This window comes from Mycolicibacterium chubuense, from assembly GCF_001044255.1.
GTDB lineage: Bacteria > Actinomycetota > Actinomycetes > Mycobacteriales > Mycobacteriaceae > Mycobacterium > Mycobacterium chubuense.
In genome coordinates this window covers 1-19,571 of sequence record NZ_JYNX01000022.1, presented here as the reverse complement: position 1 = coordinate 19,571, position 19,571 = coordinate 1, and the positions used below count along the sequence as shown (strand labels likewise).

The following is a 19,571-nucleotide window of genomic DNA, read 5'->3' as shown; positions in this document are numbered from 1 at the left end:
ATGTGGTGAACGTCAATCGGCTACTTGAGTTTGAGCACCCAGGCCGGCGCCCAATGGGTGACGGTCTGCTTGTCGCTGCCGAAGCAGACGGCGTAGGTCACCAGTCCCCACCAGCCACCCTGCTCGCCGAGGCCCCAGCAGGTCAGGCGGCCTTCGACAACGGTGTCCATCTGCAGGCCGTGCGGGTGGTACCGGCCTGCCCCGTGCGGCTCGCGCGGGAACATCGCGACGAGGTCCACCAGGACCTCCAAGGGTGGGTGCACCCGGCGGAACACGGTGGGCTGCGGTTGCCCGCCGTGTCCGATCTTCTGCAGCGCCACTCTTCGATCATATGTTCGAAGAGTGGCGCTGCGAAGGGGCGGTCAGCCCTCGTTGTTGGCTTTGGTGATGCCGGGGGTGAACGACGGTCCGCACGGCATCTTGATGCCGTGCTGGGTGCACAGCGAGATGCCGCCGGCGACGCCGGTGTAAGTGCCGGGCTTCGGATAGGTGCCCTGGATGTCCACTCCGCTGCTGGCGGCCTGCGACACGGCGGCCCCGCCGAGGGACGCTGCGAGCATGGCGGCGCCGGCGAGAAGTCCGGCGGTCGCGACGGTGATTCGGTTCGACATGGCAATCTCCTGATAGGGACGCTCCACGGGCTGCGCCGTGGGGATCGGGGGCCGGGCGGCGGCGCCCGGCCGTGGGGTGAGATCGATGATCAGCGCGAAAACACCGCATGAACCACCCCGATCGCCTGCCGATCCACTGACAACCACGCAGGGCGTGCAGGAGAGTGCCAGCGGGTTCTCAGGTTTGCCTGGCAGGCCTTCGCGGCGTTGCTGCCCGAAAGTGCCGAAGCGTAGGCTGGTCGAAAATTCGGCACGGTATGACGCGGCCCGGTTGTAGCCCACGCCCGGGCCGGGGAAGTAGCTTTTCGGTGCGACCATGAGCATGTGGTCGGCGCTGCGCCACGTCCTTGTCGGAGTTGCCGAGACGTCGCCGATGTGCAGATGCGGCCACAGCGCAATGTGCCACTGGGACGACTGGGGAAGCTGCCGCCTCATCGACTACGTGACCGACGACGAGTGCGAGTGCGCCCGGTTCGTCCCCGGCTTCGGCTGAGGCGGCTCTGGCGACGTGAAATCTGCGCCCAGCGGGACTGCTGAGTGGCGTGCACGCGGAGTGATGCCGCGATGCCGCGATGTCGCGAGGCGCGGGGGTATCGGTCTTGGCGCGCAGGCAGATTCGCATCCTGTGCGCCGGGCCGGCGGGACGTGGTCGGCCACCGCACCCGCCGGCCCGACCCGATCAGTGCGTGAGGTAGTCCTCGCTCGCGTCGATTTCGCGGAGCCGGCGGTCGATCTGCTCCAACGTCCGAGCGTCGGCGAGCATCCGGTCAGTCAGCTCGATGCGCTGCACGACGAGCTTCGACCGGTTACCACACGCAGTGTCCACAGAAGTGACTCGCGCTCCCCGCGGGTCAGATTGGTCAGCCTGGCGGTCATGACTGTCTCCCATCAACGACCGGGCGCTTGGGTCTGGACCGCGGTCGTGCGCTCGATCATGCGCCCTCCGGCGCCCATTGCAACCAGGTGCCGCAGGAGTCTCAGGACACTGACAGGACAGGTCTCAGAACACCCACAGGATGAGGTGGGCGTTGTGCCGCGACAGGTTCGTCTGCGCTGACCGACGTCGAACAACTCGAGCGCCCGCGGACTGCCCTCATCGCCAGGGTGCCGCGCGTGCGGTTGCAGTCCTGGCAGTCGTCATGGCGCGAGAACAGGTCCTGAACTGCGGTCATACTGGTGCGCGATACTGGGATTGAACCAGTGACCTCTTCCGTGTCAGGGAAGCGCTCTCCCGCTGAGCTAATCGCGCCGGGAACACCTTGGAGGTGGAGACGGGAATCGAACCCGTGTGCACGGCTTTGCAGGCCGTTGCCTCACCACTCGGCCACTCCACCGCTGGGCTTGATGCCACTGCACCTTCGAGCGGATGACGGGATTCGAACCCGCGACCCTCACCTTGGCAAGGTGATGCGCTACCAACTGCGCTACATCCGCGCGCCACGGGCGAGTTCGTCGCTCGTCGCGATGCACGACGATAGTCCACGCAGTTGGGCGTAGACAAATCCCCTCCCGGTTGGGGCGCGTCGCACCTCAGAACAGGGCGTATTCCTCGCGCGAGAGCCTGAATCCGTGGCCGTCGGAGTTCGTACATCTGATACCCGATTGCTCACTGGTGCAGTTGATCGCGGCGCTGGACCGGGATTGGCCGTACGGGAGCGCCGGTCCACTGTTGAGTGCGGTGTCGCCTGCGCAGACGAAGCGTGCCGAACCGGTCGACTGCAGCGCGATGCCCTGCCCGTACCCGGTGACGTCGGGGCAGTCGGCAGGACGGGGCGGGGGCGCCCAATCCCGAGCGGCGATGTCGCAGCGCACGTAGTCGTCCTCCAGCATGCAGCCGATGTTGCCGCTGGGCGAGGTGAAGCCCACGATGTCGGCGGCGGCAGGAGCGGCCGAGAGGCTCGCCGCGCCCCATGCCGCGACCGCGCGGGCGGCGGCCCGGCCACGCAGCGTCATGCGGTGACCATACCTGTGAACTCGCTGGTAGAAGGGTCGAATTCTGGGAGGGCCGGGTGCGCATGTTAATGTTGCGCCTCGTCCGACTCCGTCGGAAATCCCCGGTCTCGTAGCTCAGTGGGAGAGCGTCCGCCTCACACGCGGAAGGTCGCTGGTTCGAACCCAGCCGGGACCACCAGCAACCGCGAGTTTTTTGAGGCCAGGTGTCGGTCCAGATCGGCGCCGAAGCGCAGCGCCAACGATGCATCGGGTACGCCGCACGTCGTGCGCGGGTGGGGTGGGTCGGCCGATATCGGTGATCACACGCCGCCGCCGTCGCTTAGAGAGCTCCCCGTTCTCCACGACGAAGAGTCGGCCGGAAGGGGTGATCGACGGCTGCGGGGCGGCCGACGGTTCTCTCAGCATCACCGAGCACTCCGCGCGGTGATGGCGTGCGTGACCCGAGCTGCTGACTTGTCCAGTTGTGCCAATTCCACATCGTCGAAATCCGAGCGTGCGACGGTGGCACGGAGTCGGGCGAGCTGCTCCCGGACGGGCGAGTCGTCGTGAGCATGCCACGCGACCTCCTCGAGCAACCGGAACAACCGAGCCATCACCTGCGGATCGGCTGACCCGTATCTGCGGGGTTGAGTGATGGCTACGTCGAGCACCTCGGCGAAGTCGGGTCGTCCAAGCACCACGCGGACCCGCCCGTCGTTGTCGAGGAGCAGCACCGGCCGAAGGTCGCGGCCGGCGAGTCGGCACAGGATCGCCGAGATGTGCCCGAGCGCATGGATAGCCGTCGTCGGATCGTTGATGCCCGGTGACAGGGCCTTGTTCGCGACATCGGTCAGCTGGCGCAGCCCGTAGCCGATGTCCTGCGCGGCAGTGCGCTCGTAGCCCACGTTGATCGCGCGCCCTACGGTGTCTTGAAGGCAGGCGAGGGCTGCATCGTCGAGAGAGCAGGACGACGACCACGCGGTGCCGATCGGAACACCCTCGACGATCGAACTTCCAGGATGGCACTCGATGATGAGGAAAGCGTCTGCCCAGACGGTCGCCGCGAGTAATTCGTCTTCATCGATACTTGTCAGGAAGCCTGACGATGGGGCGAACACAGCGCGTGCACCTGCGCACGGCGTGGGTGGTTCGGGACCGGGTGCAACTGCGCCGAGCGGGCTCGTCGCAGCACGAACGGTAGCGCTGGCGTCGTCGTGGACGTCGCGCAGCATCGTCTCCACGCGAATTTGGCGGGCGAGATGGGCTAGGAACAAGACCAGGCCCAGGACGCTGACGATGCCCAAACTGAAAGCGACTGTGACCGAAATCCGGGGAACGAACGCGGTACCGCCGCCGTCGCCGCTGCGGACCGCGCGGAGCACGGTCAAGGAGTATGTGAACGTGGCGAGGAAGACTGCCAGCGTGCCCTGGACGAAAATGTCACTCGTGAAGGTTCGCAACAGTCTCGGTGAGAATTGGCTACTCGCCAGCTGAAGGGTCACGACGGTCAGGGAGAACGTCAGCGAGGTGACCGTGATGAGTGAACTGGATACGGCGTCGAGCAGCGTGCGGGCGGCGCCGGCATCGCCGCCGAAGATGAGCGACACTGCCCAAGGGGGCAACCGGGCGTCTATGGACGCGTCTATCTGCGGCAGCGCGATCCCGGCAGCCACCGCCAGGAGGATCCCCATCACGGGTATGGGCCAGAGTTGTGTCCGCAGGGTGTCCCGGGCCGAGGCGGAGTTCTTCACTGGCTGCTGGCCTGTGCATGCGCGCTGACCGCGGACGAGATCACCTGATCCATGTACCCGTGCCGCTCGAACGTCAAGCGCTCGGCATGATCCTAATGCGGAACGCGATGGTCGGTTCGTGCATCCATGGCGTCGGCGAGGCATGCGTCGGGCGATGCCGGGACGGAGCGAAGATGACCACAATCACAGAAACATCTCAGCAGCAATGGATTTGAGGCTGTTGTCTTCGCTGGTCCAGGCGACCGGCGGTGTGTCCTGCGCCCACTGCGTCAGCCCCGGCCCAGCGGCGCGGCGTCGAGTCCGGTCCGCTGCTCTCGTCGATCGTCGTGTTGCATCGCTGCTCGACCCGGATCCAGATGCTGTTCCGATGACTCAGCGGGACATCCGGTGAGCACGATGTTGCGACGTGGTCACCGCCCCTGATCTTCGCGGCCTCGGGTGTGGCGATCTGGGCGGTAGGCATCGAACTCGCTCGCCAATCGGACGCGCTCTCAACACGGTGCACCTCGGCTCGGCACTCGGCGGTTCATCCTGCCCGCAGCCGGACGCCCCGCACCACGTCGGTGACCGGTTTGAGCTCAGGCGGATTCCGGCGGCCACAGCAAGCTGATCGTCCTACCGTCGCTGGTGGGCTCACCGGCCGCCAGCGCAAAGGCTTCCAGCGCGGCGGCCACGGTGGTCCTCTCCTCGGCCTTCATCGACCGCAGAACGCGCTCGATCGCCGCGCGTCGGTGCTCGGTGACCTTTTCCACCAGGCGGCGTCCCGACGGTTTCAGCGTCAGGGTGATGTTGCGACGATCGACCTGCGACTCACGGCGATCCAGAAGCCGGGCATTAATCAACCGGTCGCACGTTCTGCTCGCGTTTGATGGGTTCACCCCGAGCTCTGCGGCGACCGATGCCAGGTTCATCGGTCCGCGGGTGTGGAGAAGCACCAGAACCCGGAACTGAGGGACGGTGACCAGATCGTCGATCTCTCCGAGCGATTCGGCGGCGATGCCCACAAGCGCGCGGGACGCACGCAACACGGCATCCGCTTGAGTCGTCAGCGCTGACCTGCGGGGAGCGCGGCTTCGTGGCGACGATGTCATAGCTGAATTGTTGTCGAACACCGGCATGATCGCAATCATCCACTCCGCAGGTCAGTGCATCATTCCTCGGGTTCCAAGTGGTTCGGTGCCGGTGAAGCTGCCACCCGCGCATATGAGCTGGTCCAGAAAGATTCCATGCAGCAATGATTGCGAATAAGTCTATATCCGAGTCGCGGTCGGGGGCGCGACGTCGGCGCCTTGGCTGTCAAATGTGGCTGCCTGGCAGGCGAATTCGACGTCGACCGTGGTCACCGCCGAACGTTCCTCGGCGCACGATGGCGACGAGGGCGTACGGCTAGAAGAGCTGGCTGCGCAATTTTCCCAGGGTTTTGGTCAACAGACGGGACACGTGCATCTGGGACAACCCCAGTCGCTGGGCGATCTGGCTCTGTGTCTGACCCTCGAAGAATCGCATGAGCAGTATCGCCCGCTCGCGCTCGGGAAGCCCCGCGACCAGGGGTCGAACGGACTCCCGGTCCGTCACAGCTTGCAGCCGTTCGTCCTCGCAACCGACGGTGTCCGCGGCGGTGGTCGTCGTGTCGTGCCCCAGCGGCTGGTCGAGTGAGCGCAGCGACCGGGCATCGCTGGCGATGATGCCCTCGATCACGGCGTCACGGTCGACACCCAGAAACCCGGCTAATTCGGTCACACTGGGAGCTCGTCCGAGGTGCTGCATCATTTCCGGAATGGCTTTGGCGATTTCAGTGTGATGGTCCTTCATCCGGCGCGGCACCGACATCGGCCACGTTCGGTCGCGAAAGTAACGGCGCACCTCGCCGATGATCGTGGGGACCGCATAGGCGGTGAATGACGACCCGGACTGCGGATCGAAACGATTGACGGCCTGCAGCAGTCCGAGTCGGGCGACCTGGATCAGGTCATCGAGATCCTGTCCCCGGTTGCTGTACCGGTGGGCAATGTTGTCGGCGAGCGGCAAGCATCGGGTGACGATCTGTTCGTGCTGCGCTGTGAATCCGGACGAATCTTCGGCCGCCGCGCGCAGTGACCGGAACATGTCCGGTACATCGGCGTACTCGTCGTCGGTCTCGTACGTGACGGTCATGTCGACAATCATCGTGTTGGGGTGGGTGGCCGCTGTTGTCGATGCCAATGGTCGTTCTCAACGTTGGCACAGCATGTCCTAACTCGCAATATATGTCTGTACGCAAGGATTAAAAAGTCGCAACCATTGCATGAAGGGCGCAATCGGGGCTTTCCCGGGGTACGGTTGTGGCACACCACAGCGTCGGACCGGGCCGCGAAGGCGGTTCCGATGCACAGCGATACGAAGAGGTGATGGCGGGATCTGGCGACTATCTGATCGAGCCGGCGGCACCCCCTCAACCGCGGTGGTGACCGGGGCGAGCGCAGGGATCGGGCGGGCTGCGGCGCGGGAATTCGGCCGTAGCGGCTGAATGAGGCGTTGGTCGCTCGGGGGCGTGGCGGACTGGAGTCGGCCGCGACCGACGTTGCCCGCGCCGGCGGCGCCCCGGCTCGTGCTTCTGGTCGACGTCGCCGACCACGGGGAGCTCGACCGACTGGCCGCAGCAGACGTCAGGACCGCGGGACGGGATGCAGGCGCTCCAACAGGGATTCATACGTCACCCAGCCGACGACCGCGGTGTGCCCGGCGTAGAGTAGCGGCAAACCGGTCGCGCCCCGGCCGGACAGGGCTCCGACGATCTTCTCGGAGTCGGCGGTCTCGTCCAGTGCGATGGGCCGCCGGATCAGGCTGGACACCGTATCGGGGGGTGCATCGTCGTTCAGGGCCTCGGCGACATCCTCGGCGGAGACGCACCCCTGGTAGTCGCCCCGGCTGTCGGTCACCGGTAGCACGCCGAGGGAACTCTCGGCGAGGACCGCGGCCGCAGCCTCCAAACTGGTGTCCTCGGGAAGGGGATCGGGTGCGGGTCTGGCGACGTCTGTCGCTGTGAGTCCGGACAGCGTCCTGTGCGCGGACTCGACGTCGATGCCGCGGCGCCACAGTTTCGCCTTGTAGATGGTCTCCTTGGAGAGCAGGTGGCCAGTGCCTGCGGCCACCGCCACCGCTGCCATGAGAGGCAGGATGATCGAGTACTGGCCGGTCAGTTCGAACAGGATGATGACCGCCGTCACGGGTGCTCGGGTGGCGCCGGCGAGCGCTGCCCCCATTCCGATCAAACCGTAGGCGCCCGGTGCTTCGGTGACAGTGGGGAACAGGTGGTGAGCGACCTCGCCAAAGGCGGTCCCGGCCATCGCGCCGATGAACAAAGTCGGAGCGAACACCCCTCCCGAGCCGCCGATGCCGATCGTCAGACTGGTGGCGAACATCTTGCCTACCAGTAGCAAAAGCAGCATCGGGACCAGATAGTTGCCCTCGACGGCGTTTTCGAGCACGGGGTATCCGACGCCGTACATCTGCGGCAGCGCGACGAGCACCGCCCCGAGCGCGAGTCCACCCACGGCGGGCCGCGCCCACTCCGGACCGCGCCACACCCAGTCGCAGGCATCTTCCACGAGGTACAGGACCTTCGAGAACAGCACGCCCACCGCGCCGGCCAACACGCCGAGAGCCGAGTACAGGCCGTACTCGACCGGGCTGTGCACCGCGAACGACGGAAGTGTGAGGAACGGGTGGTCGCCCATCATCGCCCGGCCGATGACGTCAGCCACCACGCTGGACAGGACGACGGCACCGAAGGACTGGGCGGCGAAGTCCCGCAGGATGAGTTCCATCGCGAAGAACGGGCCGGCAAGGGGTGCGTTGAACGTGGCGGAGATGCCGGCGGCGGCGCCGCAGGCCACCAGCAGCCGGACCCGTGAGGTGGGTAGGCGTAACAGCTGCGCCACCGTAGATCCTGCTGCGGAGCCGATCTGGACGATCGGGCCCTCGCGCCCCACCGAGCCGCCCCCGCCGATGCACAGCGCAGACGCCAGGGCTTTCACCAACGTGACCTGGGGTGCAATCCGTCCGCGCCGGTGCGCCACCGCGTACATCACCTCGGGAACGCCGTGGCCTCTGGCCTCCGGGGCGAATTTGTGCACGATCGGTCCGTACACCGCGCCGGCGACGACCGGGGTGAACAACAAGAACCAGAAGCCGAGCGTCGGCCAGTGCGCACTCGCGACCCGGCCCAGCCCCGAGTAGTCGTCGTATCCGGTGAACATCCGGGTGAACAGCGTGATCAGCTCGCGAAAGCCGACCGCCCCTATGCCGGTGACCGCACCGACGGCGATCGCAAGCGGGACGATGGCCGACGAGCTGTCGCTGACCCAGGTCGTCCAGAACCGCTGGCGGAAAACGGGAATGCGACGTGAGTATCGCAAGCGTTGTGTTTCCGCCATTATTGCAGTACGCAATGATTGCGCTGTGATCGCATAATCGACGTTTGCCGGCGACTGCCGTCAGCTCGGCGATCGCGGAGAGAGCGCTACCACTGGCAGTTGACGGGCGAGCCGCGCACGTGCGGCAGGGCTGCTGTCGTAGCGCCATCCGAGCAGTCGGGTCAGCACACGGCGGATCAGCGGCACAATCCAGCGGTGTGCTCGTTCGTACGAGGCCATCGCCGACTCCGCCTCTGCTCCCGAGAGCACACGGTGCACCGCTGAGAACCGATCTCTGCCGACGATCACCTCGAAGTCGTCGTGCGCCTCGATGTTGCGCAACCAGTCCGACGAACGGCCGAACCCCGCGATCACCAGGTACTCGTCAGCACCGCGATCGGCGCCGATCACCTCCAGCACGGTTCGGTAGCGATGTCCCGACCTCCGTCCGGTGTGGGTCAGACAGAGGAAGCGCCGCCCGAGAAGCCATCCGAACCCGTTGGCGTACAGAACGGTCGGCGCGGCCAAAGCCGTCCGGAGTGACTTCGCCATGCGCGTGCGGTCCGGTTCGAGGATGGCTCCGCTGGACTTGCCGACAAGTGCGGTGGCCACGAGATGGTCGACGAACGGGAGTCGCGTGCAGCGCAGCACCACGTGGCGCACCCGGATCTGCCATGCCGACGACGGAAGGAACCAGCGGGTTCCCGCACGCCCCTTCCGCTGCTTCTCCTCGGCCATCGGACGCCAGACAGCCTCAAAGTCGAGTAACGCCTCCTCGATCGATTCCGCTTCGTGGAGGCGGTCGGCCAACACATAGGCACCGGCCATCGCCAGGGATGCGCCCTGGCCGGCGATCAGCGATACGGCGTAACCGGCGTCTCCGAGAAGGACGACCCGCCCCTTGTGCCAAGACGACATGACGACCTGGGCGACCTGGTCGTAGTAGATGTGCTCTGCGGGGCACCGGTCGAGCACGTCGGGGACGAGCCACCCCAACCCGCTGTAGGCCTGACGGATGGCTGAGCGCACGTCATCTGGGGGTGTGGAGTCGGGGCAGCGGTGCACCGCGAGGACAGCGATGCGGCCGTCTCGGAGGGCATAGAGCCCGACCTGCCGGTCGATGGAGTCGGTGAGGCAGAAGTGCCCGACCATGGCGCTTCGTATGCCGGTGTCGTGAAACGTGAAGGCAGCGGTGTGAAATCCGAGGTAGCGCAGGAACATCGAGTCAGGACCGAACACCAGACGGCGCACCGTCGAATGCAGACCGTCCGCGCCAACCAGTAGATCGGCGTCCACCTGTGAGCCGTCCTCCAGTGTCACGCGAATCCCGTCACCGAGATCGGCGACGTCGCACACCGCGCTGCCGAACCGGAGATCCACCGCGGCCGGCAGCGCCTCGCGGAGCACCCTCTCCAGATCGGGCCGCATCAGATCGAGCAGCCCCTGCTCGGCGAACAGGGCGGGGCGTACCCGCGCGCGGCATCGACCGTGCTCGTTCACCAGTTGCGCTTCGTCGATGTCATAGGACACGGCGCGCAGGGCCGGCAGCAGGCCCATCGCCGCCGCGGTGTCGTAGCCCGGGCCGAAGAAGTCGATCATGTACCCCTCCGGCCGTGGCACGGGCGAGCGCTCGAGCAGCACGGTGTCGGCGCCGGACGTTGCGAGCCTGTTCGCGAGAGTGAGTCCGGCGATTCCGGCTCCGCAGATCACCACACGCACGTCTCACCGCCTCGATCGTCAAGCGAGAGACCCACAGAGGACGCCCGCCCTCTATACATGCTAAACGCAATGATTGCTTAAGCGCAATGGAATGTGTGGGCCGAAGGACCGGACAGTTCCCCTCACTGCCGCAGGGCACTGCCCTTCAGCCACTCCTCCCACGGCAGCGTCCAGTCGCCGTTCTGATTCAGGCGCAGGGGCGGCCCGCCGGTGTTGCGGACCTCGACGACGTCGCCCGGCCGCGAGAACGAGTAGAACCATTGCGCGTTGTCGCTGTTGAGGTTCAGGCAGCCATGGCTGGTGTCGGTGTTGCCCTGTGCCCACACCGTCGAGTTCAGCTGGTGCAGATAGATCCCGTCGGAGCTGATCTTGGTGGCCCACGGGATCGTCTCCCGATAGCCCAGCCGGCTGTTGACCGGCAGCCCGAACGTCGACGAGTCCATGATCACCGGGTTGGCCTTGTCGATGACTGTGTAGACCCCCGGAGGCGTCCAGAACGACAGCGTGTTCCCGCCGATGGTCTCGGTGCCGCCCATGCCCATCGAGGTCGGCATCGTGCGGACGAGCTTGCCGTTGTCGAAAACGCTGACCTGCTTGGTGGTGTCGTCGGCAATCGACACGTGCGCATCGCCGATCACGAAACTCACCGTCTCGTCCTCGGCGCCGTAGAGATCGTCGCCGAGCTTGTCGCCGTAGATGTCGGCGACGACGCTGACTTTCGTGCCGGGGGCGTAGTACTTCTGCGGACGCCAGTGCGCCGTCTGGTCGTCGACCCAGTACCAGCTGCCGGGGACCGGCGGATCCGTGCGCACGCGCAGGTGTCGTTCGGCGGCCGCCTTGTCGACGGTCTCGTCGAAGTGGGCCACGATCACCATGCCGACGCCGTAGGTACCGCCGTCCTCGATGGATGCGTAGCCGACCGTGTTCAGGTACACCGAGGCCTGGTCGCTCGGATCGATGGTGCTGAAGCTGGAGGTCTGCCGGGTCGGCATACCTCCGGGACCGCGCCCGGCGATCGTCATCGTGTAGGTGCGGCCGTACCCGAGCTGCACCGTCGGCTTCCACGCCTTGCCGTCGGGGGTCAGCACCCCGGGGATCTCCTTGTCCGCGTCGTTGACCATCGTGACGCTCTCGAGCGTCCCGTCGACGGCCGCGACGAGCACCCGGGCGTCAGGTTTGACGTCCTCGGATCCCGCGCCCGGGGTCACGATGAGCCGGGCTGGTGCCGTGGGCGACGGAGGAGCCGGCGGCGCGAAGTGCGACGCAGTGGCCGCGGCCAATGCCTGGCAGCGATCAGGGCACTGCGGCGCGCTCGACGAGACGATGCCCACGGCGGCGATCACCGCCAGCAGGGCTGCCAGGCAGACAGCGCGGGCACGACGATCAGACCTCAAGCGTTCTCCAGTGTTGTCGGCGACGGCCACGCGATCCCGAACCGGATCGATGGCCCGATCGTACTGGGAGCGCCCCGTCTTGCGCTCGGCACGCCCCGATCGTTACGCCATCTCCGACGGTCCGTTATCCGCCGGGAAACCGAGGCGGGTTTGGGTTCCGTACCGGGTGGGCACCACAGCGAGGCGCGGTAGGCTGCGGCTCATCCCAGCGGCATCCCAGTGGCGCGGAAAGGTGACGACAATGGCACTCGATGACGACGACATCACCACGGAGTCCGGCGGCGAGGGGCCTGCCGATGGCGGCTCGAACCCCGACGGTCACGACGGCGGCGCCGACGGCACCGCGGGCGGCGAGGGGCCTGCCGATGGCGGCTCGAACCCCGGCGGTCACGACGGCGGCGCCGACGGCACCGCGGGCGGCGAGGGGCCTGCCGATGGCGGCTCCAACCCCGGCGGCCATGACGGCGGCGCGGACGGTACCGCCTAGGACGGTCTCGTGCTGACGCGCTGCGTCGCGGTCGCTCCGGAGGTGTTCGCGGCGCAGTACTGGGGTCGACGACCCCTGCTCAGCCGGTCCGGCGCGCTGCCCCGCGACTTCACCGATCTGCTCTCACCGGATGCCGTTGACGAGTTGATCACCCGTCGCGGGGTACGCGCGCCGTTTCTGCGGATGGCCAAGGCGGGCCAACTGCTGGCCCGGGACTGCTACCTCGACGCCGGAGGGTTCGGCGCGGAGATGCCCGATCAGGTGGATTCCGCTCGGGTACTCGCGCAGCTGGCGGCGGGCGCCACCCTGGTTCTGCAGGGGCTGCACCGGCTGTGGCCGCCGCTGATCGACTTCGTCCGCGATGCGGTCGACGACCTCGGGCATCCGGTGCAGGCCAACGCCTACATCACCCCACCCGACAATCAGGGCTTCGACCCGCACTACGACGTCCACGACGTCTTCGTGCTGCAGGTCAGTGGCGACAAGCGGTGGATCGTGCACGAGCCGGTGCACACCGACCCGCTGCCCAGCCAGCCGTGGACCGACCACCGCGGCGCGATCACCGTCCGTGGCGCGCAGACTCCGGTGATCGACACCGTCCTCACGGCCGGCGACGTGCTGTACCTGCCCCGGGGCTGGGTGCATTCCGCCCGGTCGGGGGACACCACATCGATCCATCTGACGATCGGCGTCTCGGCGATGACGGGCCTCGACGTGTTGCGCGCGGTCGTCGACGCACTGGCCGACGACGCGGAATTCCGCAAGTCGTTGCCCATGGGTGTCGATGTGGCGCACCCCGGCGAAACGGCGGCCATCGCGTCGAAGGTGATGGCCGCGCTGACCGAGACGGTGCGTGACCGTGGTGCCGAGCTGAGCGATCGCGTGGCCGCGCGAATGGCGCGCCGGCACAGCGAACGCACCCGGCCCGTGGCGGTTCCGCCGCTGGCCACCCTCGACGCGGCCGCGGCGGCGGACACGACGCGGGTGCGGTGGCGCCGCGGTCTGGTCGCGCCGCTCGAGAGCGCCGACGGCCGCGTCCGGTTGCGGCTTCCCGACCGCACCATGTCGTTTCCGGGCTTCTGCGCGGCGGCGCTGACGGCGCTGCAGTCCGGCGAGGCCGTCGACGCGTCGACGCTGCCCGGCCTCGATCACCACGACGGCACGGTGCTGCTGCGCCGACTGCTCCGCGAGGCGGTCGTCGTGGCCGTCGCCGACTAGGGCCGCGGTCGATGGCCGTCGGCGGGCGCATTCCGTGCAGCGACCAGTCCCTGGCGCGCGACGACGTGATGTACGGGACCGCGTCGGCCGGACACGCGTGGGCGCTGCTCGAACTCAGCGGTGGTTGGGGTCCGTCGGCGTTTCTGAACTCGCCGTCGATCATCGACCCCGTTCTGGGACGCGCGATCGCGCGCCGGTTCGAGACGGCCGGGATGCGGATCGCCGCGATCCGCCGGCCGGGCCGCCGCGCCGCGACTCCGCGCTGGCGCTGGTTCCTCGCCTTCTGCGACGAGGGGAGCGAGGCGTTGTACCGCGGCGAGGTGTCCCAGCCGGCCGACTACCTCGAGCTCGCACTCGACGGCAGCGACGGCGAGCGGTCCGCCGAACCCGTCGTCGCGGTGTGTGCCCACGGCCGGCACGACCAGTGCTGCGCCGTCCGGGGGCGACAGGCGGTCGCGGCGATCGCCGACCGGTACCCCGGAAACACCTGGGAGTGTTCGCATCTGGGTGGTGACCGGTTCGCCGCGACGATGCTGATCCTGCCCGAGGGGCTCTGCTACGGCCGGATCGATTCGACCGACGCGGCCGCACTGGTCACCCGGTACGTCGACGGCCTGGTCGACAACGAGTTCCTGCGGGGCCGCACGTCGCTTCCCCATGCGGTGCAGGCTGCGCAGTACTTCGTTCGGAAGGCGTCCGGCGACGAACGCATCCGCGCGCTCTCGCCGGTGACGGTCGACCACGTCGACGACACCGTCCGAGTCGTGCTCGCCGGCGCATCAGGTCCGGTCGAGGTGGTGCTCGCCGAAGAGTTGTCCGAGCCGCTGCTGTCGATGTGCCGCGCCGGGGTGGCAGGCCGCGTGCGGAGCTTCGCGCTGAAATCGATATCGGCGCTCTGACTTGCCAGACGCGTATAGACTGATCATCACGCGCCCCATCCTTCAGGTTCAGACTAGGCAGCCCGTGAGACGCAGCGCTTCATCCATGCGATCTCGGAGTTGATATGTCTTCCACCTCTTCACCCTCGCCCGCGGCGGAGCCGGGCGGCGCGCCCTCGCAGTGCATCGTCACCGATTCCTGGCACGATTCGGTCGTCGTGATCCGCTGCACCGGTGATGTCGACATGCTCACCGTCCCGGCGCTCGACCGTCAGATCGACACCGCGCTGACGAAGAAACCCACCTCGATGATCATCGACCTCACCGCCGTCGAGTTCCTCGCATCGGTGGGGATGGGCCTGCTCGTCGAGGCGCACGATCGATGCGGTGCCGCAACGCAATTCATGGTGGTCGCCGACGGGCCGGCGACCAGCAGGCCGATGCAGATGATCGGTCTGGCCGACATCATGAGTCTGCATTCCACCGTGGAGCAGGCGTTCGACTCCATCGTCCGCTAGAGCGGCGATCACCCCGGTGCGTTGCAGCACCGGGGTGATCGTTGCGTCGAAGAGCTTGCCGGGCAGGGCATTTCGCCGCCCCGCCGGCGCGTGCTCAGCTGGCTTTCTCCCGGACCGTGGCCAGAGCGCGCGCCAGCAGTCGGGACACATGCATCTGGGAGACGCCGATCTCGTCGGCGATCTGCGACTGCGTCTTGTTGTCGAAGAACCGCATCTTCAGCACCATGCGGTCCCGTTCGGGCAGATCGGCGATCAACGGTCGCACCGTGTGGATCTCGACCACTTTCTGCAGGTTGGGATCGGGACCGCCCAAGGTGTCGTTCATCGTCAGGCCGTCACCGGCGGCGCTGAGTTCCTGTTCGGTGGACCGCGTCGAATACGCGTCGGCCGCGATGAGTCCTTCGACGACTTCTTCCCGGTCGATCCCGAGGTATTCGGCGAGTTCGCTGGGTGACGGCGCCCGGTTGAGCTGTTGGGTCAGTTCGGACCGGGCCGCCTTGAGTCGCATGTTGAGTTCCTTGAGGCGGCGCGGAACCTTCAGCGACCATCCGTGGTCCCGGAAGTACCGGCGCACCTCACCCATCATGGTCGGGACGGCGAAGGCGAGGAAGTCGTCGGCGGTGTCGATGTCGAATCGGTTGACCGCGTTGAGAAGACCCACGCGGGCGACCTGAACGAGGTCATCGTGGGATTCTCCGCGTCCACGGAACCGTCGGGCGATGTGCTCGGCGAGCGGCAGGCACCGTTCGATGATCGCTTCCCGAAGGCGCCGGTGGGCCGCGGTGTCCGCGTCCAGCAGGGCGAGTTCACGGAACATGACGACGACGTCGGCGTAGGGGGTGGTGGTCGTTGACGTGCTGACAGATGGCGTCGGCTGATGAAGAGTTTGCACTGCAGATCACGGCTCTCGTGTTCGTCGACGTGACGCGCGACATGTCGGTGCTGTGCTGGGCCACCTCGGACCGATCTCGTGAAGCCTCGGTACGGGGAGGGAAGCGACCCGCTCGCGAATTCTGTCCTCTTGCAGGCGAGCATGTGACGGGCCTGGACACTGGCGTCAAGTCTTGGACCGCCCATAAACGGTTGGCATCTGACCAACAGCTCACGCCGGATTCTCGACATGCGCTTACGACGGTAGGTAAGTCACCGCGTCGGCGGCGCAACGCCGCTTTCTTGCTCGGCACAGTGACAAGACACGTATAGCACCTGCCTCTGACAATACGGCCCCATCACAGATGTGCAACCCCCCGGGCGGGTCGTTGCTCTCGTCATGACCAACGTCACCGCTGGTGGCGCCTGATGAGGAGCAGTACTAACGACAGGCGTCACCCCGTGGACACAACCGTGCGCTCGGGTGACCGTTATCGCCGCGTCTGCCACCCAGGGACCTTCGCCCCTACCGGCGCTCGGGGGCTGACCGGTGCAATAGCTACGTCGTTGCCTGCGCACGAACACGCCACTGAGGGGATGGCGTGCCCGCGGCAGCACAGCGACGACTGCAGCCGGGATGGCGCCGCGGGGGCAGGCGCCACCCGGCGGCACCGGGACGCATCATGGGGGACCGATGACTGCAGCGTCGTCCGTGCGCCGGGGGTCCGCGTCGGCAAGGCCACCGATCCGCCCCGCTTCGACGGGCCTGCCGAACAGATAGCCCTGCCCCACATCGCAGCCGTGCTCGCGCAGCCAGTCGGCGGTCGAGGCGTCTTCGATTCCCTCGGCCACCACGGTGGCCCCCAGGTCGTGGGTGAGGTCGATGACCGCCTGCGCGACGGCCGCCGCCCGGGCGTCGCTGGTGACCGGAGCAGTTTCACCTCGTCGATCGGGAGATCGCGCAGATACGACAGCGAGGAGTAGCCGCTGCCGAAGTCGTCGATGGCCACCCGCACCCCGTATTCACGCAGCCGCCGCAACACGGCGGTCACCAGGTCCATCTCGCTCAGGACGATGTCCTCGGTGATCTCGACGGTCAACAGATCGGTGGGCAGACCCCGGCGGCCGAGCTCGCGGCACAGCTTGTCGGGCAGGTCGGTCTCCCGCAGTGACGGTGCGAACAGGTTGACCGCCACGGGGATTCGGGTGTCGTGCCCGTACCAGCGGGCGGTGTCGTCGAGCGCCTTGTTCAGGACGAGGTCGGTCACCCGCTGGATCAAGCCCCGTTCCCGGATCAGCGAGAGGAACGCGTCGGGCAGCAGCAGGCCCCGTTGGGGGTGGGGCCAGCGCAGGAGCGCTTCGACGCCGACCGTGTCGCCGGTGCGCAGCGAGATCTTGGGCTGGTACACCACGTCGAGCCCGTTGTGGTCGATGGCATGGCGCAGTTCGCCGAGCAGACGTATCTGGGCGGCACCGTCGCCGCCGGACCGGCGCGCGGCGGCGTCTGCTCCGTCACCGTCGGCGGGCACCATGTCGGCGCTGAAGGTGTGGACTTCGGGAGAGCGGGCCCGTTTGGCGGCCTGCATCGCGATGGCGGCTCGTTCGCGGAGGACCTCGGGCGTCAGGTCGGGCTCGGACATCGACGCGACGGTGACACCGATGCTGGGCCGCAGCAGGATGTCGTGCCCGTCGACGGTGAACGGGATGTCGAAGGCGTCACTCACCTGCTGGGCGACGGTTTCCGACTCGTCGAACGGCCCTTCGAGGAGCAGTGCGAACTCGTCGCCACCCGTGCGGGCCACGGTGTCGCCCGTCCGGGCGCATGCGGCCAGCCGGCGTGCGACGTCGGCCAGCAGTCGATCGGCGGCCGAGTGACCCAGATTGTCGTTGATCAACTTGAAGTCGTCGAGGTCCAGGGACAGCACTGCGACCGACCGGTCGATGCGTGAGCGCAGCATCATCGCGTGGGCCAACCGGTCGTCGAACAGCGCTGTGTTGGCCAGCCCGGTCAGCGGATCCCGCAGCGCCTGGTCGGCCGCGGCTGCCAGCAGCCGGCGGTTCTCCCACGCGGCGACCGATTGCCGCAAGCACACGGCGACGACGATGAGCGGCACCACGAACCGTTCCAGGCCGGACATCACCAGCGGCGGGCCGATCGTGCCCGCGAGGAGCAGGGGTATGTAGGGCAGCCAGAGGGACGCGTTCGAGGGGACGGACAGGGCGGGTGGGCGCGGTGTGGGCGTGCGTCGACTGATCAGCGCGGCGGCGGCGAAGAGAACCGCCGCGGCGCCCCAGGCAGCGTCGATCGGATCCCCGGTCTGGTAGCGGTTGCCGGCCAGCAGGACGGCGTAGGCGATGTCCGCGACCGCCATGACCGCGATCGCCGTGCTGAGCACGGTCAGCACCACCCGCTGGCGGGCGTCGGCGCGCAGCAGCGTCACCACAGCGATGGTGAGCATCGCCAGGTCGCTGGCGGGGTAGAGCAGTGTGACGAACAGAGCGGCGCGGTCGTCGCGGTAGGCGTCGTACACGGTGTGCAGGGCCAGGATCCACGCCAGCAGGAACAGACACAGTGCCACCGTGATGCCGTCCAGGGTGATCCGCAGCCGGGATTCGCGCATCGGTTCGGCGACGAACTGCGTCATCGCGGCGATCGCGAGCAGGGCGAACACGACGTAGAAGGCGTCGGCCGCCGACGGCACGGGCGCATCCTGCCGGAGGATCAGCTCGTACAGCAGCCAGATGGCGTCGCCGAGCGCCCAGGCCGCCAGCGCGGCAGTCATCAGCACCCATGCCCGGTGCAGCCGGCCGAGCGCCGATCTGGCGGCCAGCGCGGCGCACACGGTGGCATAGACCAGCAGGCCGAAGTTGACCAGGTCGTCGGCGACGCGCACGGCTGGCTGGTCGCCGGCCACGGCGAGCAGCGCCGCCAGGGCGAGCACCAGCCCCAGCGGCGCGGCCATCGGTGCGATCATCTGCCGCGGATACCGGCCCATGTCCACGACACTCCCATGCCACCTACTATTGCGCGCCCCACGGTGCTCTGTCAGCAAATGACGGGAGTAGCCGTGGGGCAGATATTGACGCTAGTGCATACCGTGCGCGGGGTGCAGCCCCACCTCCTGCGCCTTGATCGCGAAGTACACGGTCCGGCCCGGCTCCAGGCCCAGATCGACCGCCGCCGCTGGGGTCACGTCCGCAGCCAGGCCCGGCGCGCCGTCCGGGAGTTCGGCGCCGCGCACGCGCACGACCGGTCCGTGCACATCGATGTCGGCGAGGGTCACGGTGAGGACGTTGCGGGGACTGCCGTGGGGCGGCTCGAGGTGGACGGCGACGGAACTCGGACGGAACAGCGCGACGGCAGCAACGCCGGGCTCGACGTCGCCGGCGCCCGCGATGTCCGCACCCCATTCGGTCCGTAGCGATCCCCGCGCCGAGACGACTCCGGACACCAGATTGACTCCGGCGATGCGGGCGCCGAAATCGCTGCGCGGCGTGCTCAGCACGGAGCGGACCGGCCCGCGTTCGGCGACGTGTCCGCCCTCGATGACCACGGCCGTGTCGGCGATGGCCAGCGCGTCGAGCATGTCGTGGGTGACGATGATCGCTGTCCGCGATCGCTCCCGGAGGAGATCGCGCAGCAGTCGCCGCAGTGTGGGCGCCGCGGTCACGTCCAGCGCCGCGAAGGGCTCGTCGAGCAGCAGCACCCGGGGCTCGGCGGCCAGCGCCCGCGCCACCGCCACCCGTTGGGCCAGCGCAGGATTGCACGCGCCGAGGATCAGGTAGTCCTCCATCTCCT

At 67.6% G+C, this 19,571-nt stretch carries 17 protein-coding genes and 4 tRNA genes; 6 read left to right on the top strand and 15 right to left on the bottom strand.

Annotated features, from left to right (window positions below):
• Nucleotides 1–20: 20 nt before the first annotated feature.
• On the bottom strand, nucleotides 21–320 hold the full coding sequence (locus MCHUDSM44219_RS05605; RefSeq protein ID WP_048417246.1) for a hypothetical protein: 300 nt from the start codon (nucleotides 318–320) through the stop codon (nucleotides 21–23).
• 42 nt (nucleotides 321–362) lie between these two features.
• Nucleotides 363–611 carry a hypothetical protein gene (locus MCHUDSM44219_RS29750; RefSeq protein WP_131722288.1) on the bottom strand — a complete coding sequence of 83 codons (249 nt, stop codon included), beginning with the start codon at nucleotides 609–611 and terminating at the stop codon, nucleotides 363–365.
• A 316-nt stretch (nucleotides 612–927) separates the two neighbouring features.
• Between MCHUDSM44219_RS29750 and MCHUDSM44219_RS29935 the strand changes: the two genes are divergently transcribed.
• Nucleotides 928–1,104, top strand: a complete 177-nt coding sequence (locus MCHUDSM44219_RS29935) for a hypothetical protein (protein ID WP_157868750.1) — start codon at nucleotides 928–930, stop codon at nucleotides 1,102–1,104.
• A 681-nt stretch (nucleotides 1,105–1,785) separates the two neighbouring features.
• Here MCHUDSM44219_RS29935 and MCHUDSM44219_RS05595 read toward each other — a convergent pair.
• The 4 genes from MCHUDSM44219_RS05595 to MCHUDSM44219_RS05580 form a co-directional block, all read right to left on the bottom strand.
• Nucleotides 1,786–1,860 (bottom strand) — tRNA-Val (locus tag MCHUDSM44219_RS05595).
• A gap of 11 nt (nucleotides 1,861–1,871) precedes the next feature.
• A tRNA-Cys gene (locus MCHUDSM44219_RS05590) sits at nucleotides 1,872–1,945 on the bottom strand.
• 27 nt (nucleotides 1,946–1,972) lie between these two features.
• Nucleotides 1,973–2,045 (bottom strand) — tRNA-Gly (locus MCHUDSM44219_RS05585).
• Nucleotides 2,046–2,141: 96 nt separating this feature from the next.
• On the bottom strand, nucleotides 2,142–2,564 hold the full coding sequence (locus tag MCHUDSM44219_RS05580) for a DUF6636 domain-containing protein (RefSeq protein ID WP_048417244.1): 423 nt from the start codon (nucleotides 2,562–2,564) through the stop codon (nucleotides 2,142–2,144).
• A gap of 103 nt (nucleotides 2,565–2,667) precedes the next feature.
• Between MCHUDSM44219_RS05580 and MCHUDSM44219_RS05575 the strand changes: the two genes are divergently transcribed.
• Nucleotides 2,668–2,742, top strand: a tRNA-Val gene (locus tag MCHUDSM44219_RS05575).
• Nucleotides 2,743–2,968: 226 nt separating this feature from the next.
• Here MCHUDSM44219_RS05575 and MCHUDSM44219_RS05570 read toward each other — a convergent pair.
• The 6 genes from MCHUDSM44219_RS05570 to MCHUDSM44219_RS05545 form a co-directional block, all read right to left on the bottom strand.
• A complete protein-coding gene (locus tag MCHUDSM44219_RS05570; protein ID WP_048417243.1) occupies nucleotides 2,969–4,294 on the bottom strand; it encodes a DUF2254 domain-containing protein in 1,326 nt (441 codons plus the stop codon).
• A gap of 578 nt (nucleotides 4,295–4,872) precedes the next feature.
• Nucleotides 4,873–5,385 (bottom strand): MarR family winged helix-turn-helix transcriptional regulator, encoded by a 513-nt coding sequence (locus tag MCHUDSM44219_RS05565; RefSeq protein ID WP_048417276.1) that lies wholly within the window; start codon nucleotides 5,383–5,385, stop codon nucleotides 4,873–4,875.
• 295 nt (nucleotides 5,386–5,680) lie between these two features.
• Nucleotides 5,681–6,460, bottom strand: coding sequence for a SigB/SigF/SigG family RNA polymerase sigma factor (locus MCHUDSM44219_RS05560; RefSeq protein ID WP_048417242.1), 780 nt, complete (start codon nucleotides 6,458–6,460; stop codon nucleotides 5,681–5,683).
• A gap of 479 nt (nucleotides 6,461–6,939) precedes the next feature.
• Complete coding sequence (locus tag MCHUDSM44219_RS05555; protein WP_236695365.1) at nucleotides 6,940–8,691, bottom strand: chloride channel protein; 1,752 nt, start codon at nucleotides 8,689–8,691, stop codon at nucleotides 6,940–6,942.
• Between the two features lie 78 nt (nucleotides 8,692–8,769).
• Nucleotides 8,770–10,407 carry a nitroreductase family deazaflavin-dependent oxidoreductase gene (locus MCHUDSM44219_RS05550; RefSeq protein ID WP_082162062.1) on the bottom strand — a complete coding sequence of 546 codons (1,638 nt, stop codon included), beginning with the start codon at nucleotides 10,405–10,407 and terminating at the stop codon, nucleotides 8,770–8,772.
• A gap of 122 nt (nucleotides 10,408–10,529) precedes the next feature.
• Nucleotides 10,530–11,801: a L,D-transpeptidase gene (locus MCHUDSM44219_RS05545; protein ID WP_236695364.1), complete on the bottom strand. Its 1,272-nt coding sequence runs from the start codon at nucleotides 11,799–11,801 to the stop codon at nucleotides 10,530–10,532.
• 241 nt (nucleotides 11,802–12,042) lie between these two features.
• Between MCHUDSM44219_RS05545 and MCHUDSM44219_RS05540 the strand changes: the two genes are divergently transcribed.
• The 4 genes from MCHUDSM44219_RS05540 to MCHUDSM44219_RS05525 all read left to right on the top strand — a co-directional run bounded on the left by MCHUDSM44219_RS05540 (nucleotide 12,043) and on the right by MCHUDSM44219_RS05525 (nucleotide 14,902).
• Complete coding sequence (locus tag MCHUDSM44219_RS05540; protein WP_048417239.1) at nucleotides 12,043–12,288, top strand: hypothetical protein; 246 nt, start codon at nucleotides 12,043–12,045, stop codon at nucleotides 12,286–12,288.
• A 9-nt stretch (nucleotides 12,289–12,297) separates the two neighbouring features.
• On the top strand, nucleotides 12,298–13,506 hold the full coding sequence (locus MCHUDSM44219_RS05535) for a cupin domain-containing protein (protein WP_048417238.1): 1,209 nt from the start codon (nucleotides 12,298–12,300) through the stop codon (nucleotides 13,504–13,506).
• 11 nt (nucleotides 13,507–13,517) lie between these two features.
• Entirely contained in the window at nucleotides 13,518–14,405 is an 888-nt protein-coding gene (locus MCHUDSM44219_RS05530) for a ferredoxin family protein (protein WP_048417237.1), read from the top strand.
• A gap of 104 nt (nucleotides 14,406–14,509) precedes the next feature.
• Nucleotides 14,510–14,902, top strand: a complete 393-nt coding sequence (locus MCHUDSM44219_RS05525) for an STAS domain-containing protein (RefSeq protein WP_053081194.1) — start codon at nucleotides 14,510–14,512, stop codon at nucleotides 14,900–14,902.
• Nucleotides 14,903–14,996: 94 nt separating this feature from the next.
• Here the strand turns inward: MCHUDSM44219_RS05525 and MCHUDSM44219_RS05520 are convergent, their stop codons facing one another.
• The 3 genes from MCHUDSM44219_RS05520 to MCHUDSM44219_RS05510 all read right to left on the bottom strand — a co-directional run.
• On the bottom strand, nucleotides 14,997–15,794 hold the full coding sequence (locus MCHUDSM44219_RS05520; RefSeq protein ID WP_082162061.1) for a SigB/SigF/SigG family RNA polymerase sigma factor: 798 nt from the start codon (nucleotides 15,792–15,794) through the stop codon (nucleotides 14,997–14,999).
• Nucleotides 15,795–16,263: 469 nt separating this feature from the next.
• Nucleotides 16,264–18,768 (bottom strand): putative bifunctional diguanylate cyclase/phosphodiesterase, encoded by a 2,505-nt coding sequence (locus MCHUDSM44219_RS31815; protein WP_461786654.1) that lies wholly within the window; start codon nucleotides 18,766–18,768, stop codon nucleotides 16,264–16,266.
• Nucleotides 18,769–18,858: 90 nt separating this feature from the next.
• Nucleotides 18,859–19,571: TOBE domain-containing protein (locus MCHUDSM44219_RS05510; protein ID WP_048417235.1), on the bottom strand; the 713-nt coding region annotated here is incomplete at its 5' end.

Bases quoted from the DNA above. Each gene is read 5' to 3' on its own strand.
- MCHUDSM44219_RS29750 (WP_131722288.1), bottom strand. From the start codon at position 611: ATGTCGAACCGAATCACCGTCGCGACCGCCGGACTTCTCGCCGGCGCC.
- MCHUDSM44219_RS05540 (WP_048417239.1), top strand. From the start codon at position 12,043: ATGGCACTCGATGACGACGACATCACCACGGAGTCCGGCGGCGAGGGG.
- MCHUDSM44219_RS31815 (WP_461786654.1), bottom strand. From the start codon at position 18,768: ATGGGCCGGTATCCGCGGCAGATGATCGCACCGATGGCCGCGCCGCTG.
- MCHUDSM44219_RS05530 (WP_048417237.1), top strand. From the start codon at position 13,518: ATGGCCGTCGGCGGGCGCATTCCGTGCAGCGACCAGTCCCTGGCGCGC.
- MCHUDSM44219_RS05560 (WP_048417242.1), bottom strand. From the start codon at position 6,460: ATGATTGTCGACATGACCGTCACGTACGAGACCGACGACGAGTACGCC.
- MCHUDSM44219_RS05580 (WP_048417244.1), bottom strand. From the start codon at position 2,564: ATGACGCTGCGTGGCCGGGCCGCCGCCCGCGCGGTCGCGGCATGGGGC.
- MCHUDSM44219_RS29935 (WP_157868750.1), top strand. From the start codon at position 928: ATGAGCATGTGGTCGGCGCTGCGCCACGTCCTTGTCGGAGTTGCCGAG.
- MCHUDSM44219_RS05525 (WP_053081194.1), top strand. From the start codon at position 14,510: ATGTCTTCCACCTCTTCACCCTCGCCCGCGGCGGAGCCGGGCGGCGCG.
- MCHUDSM44219_RS05565 (WP_048417276.1), bottom strand. From the start codon at position 5,385: ATGACATCGTCGCCACGAAGCCGCGCTCCCCGCAGGTCAGCGCTGACG.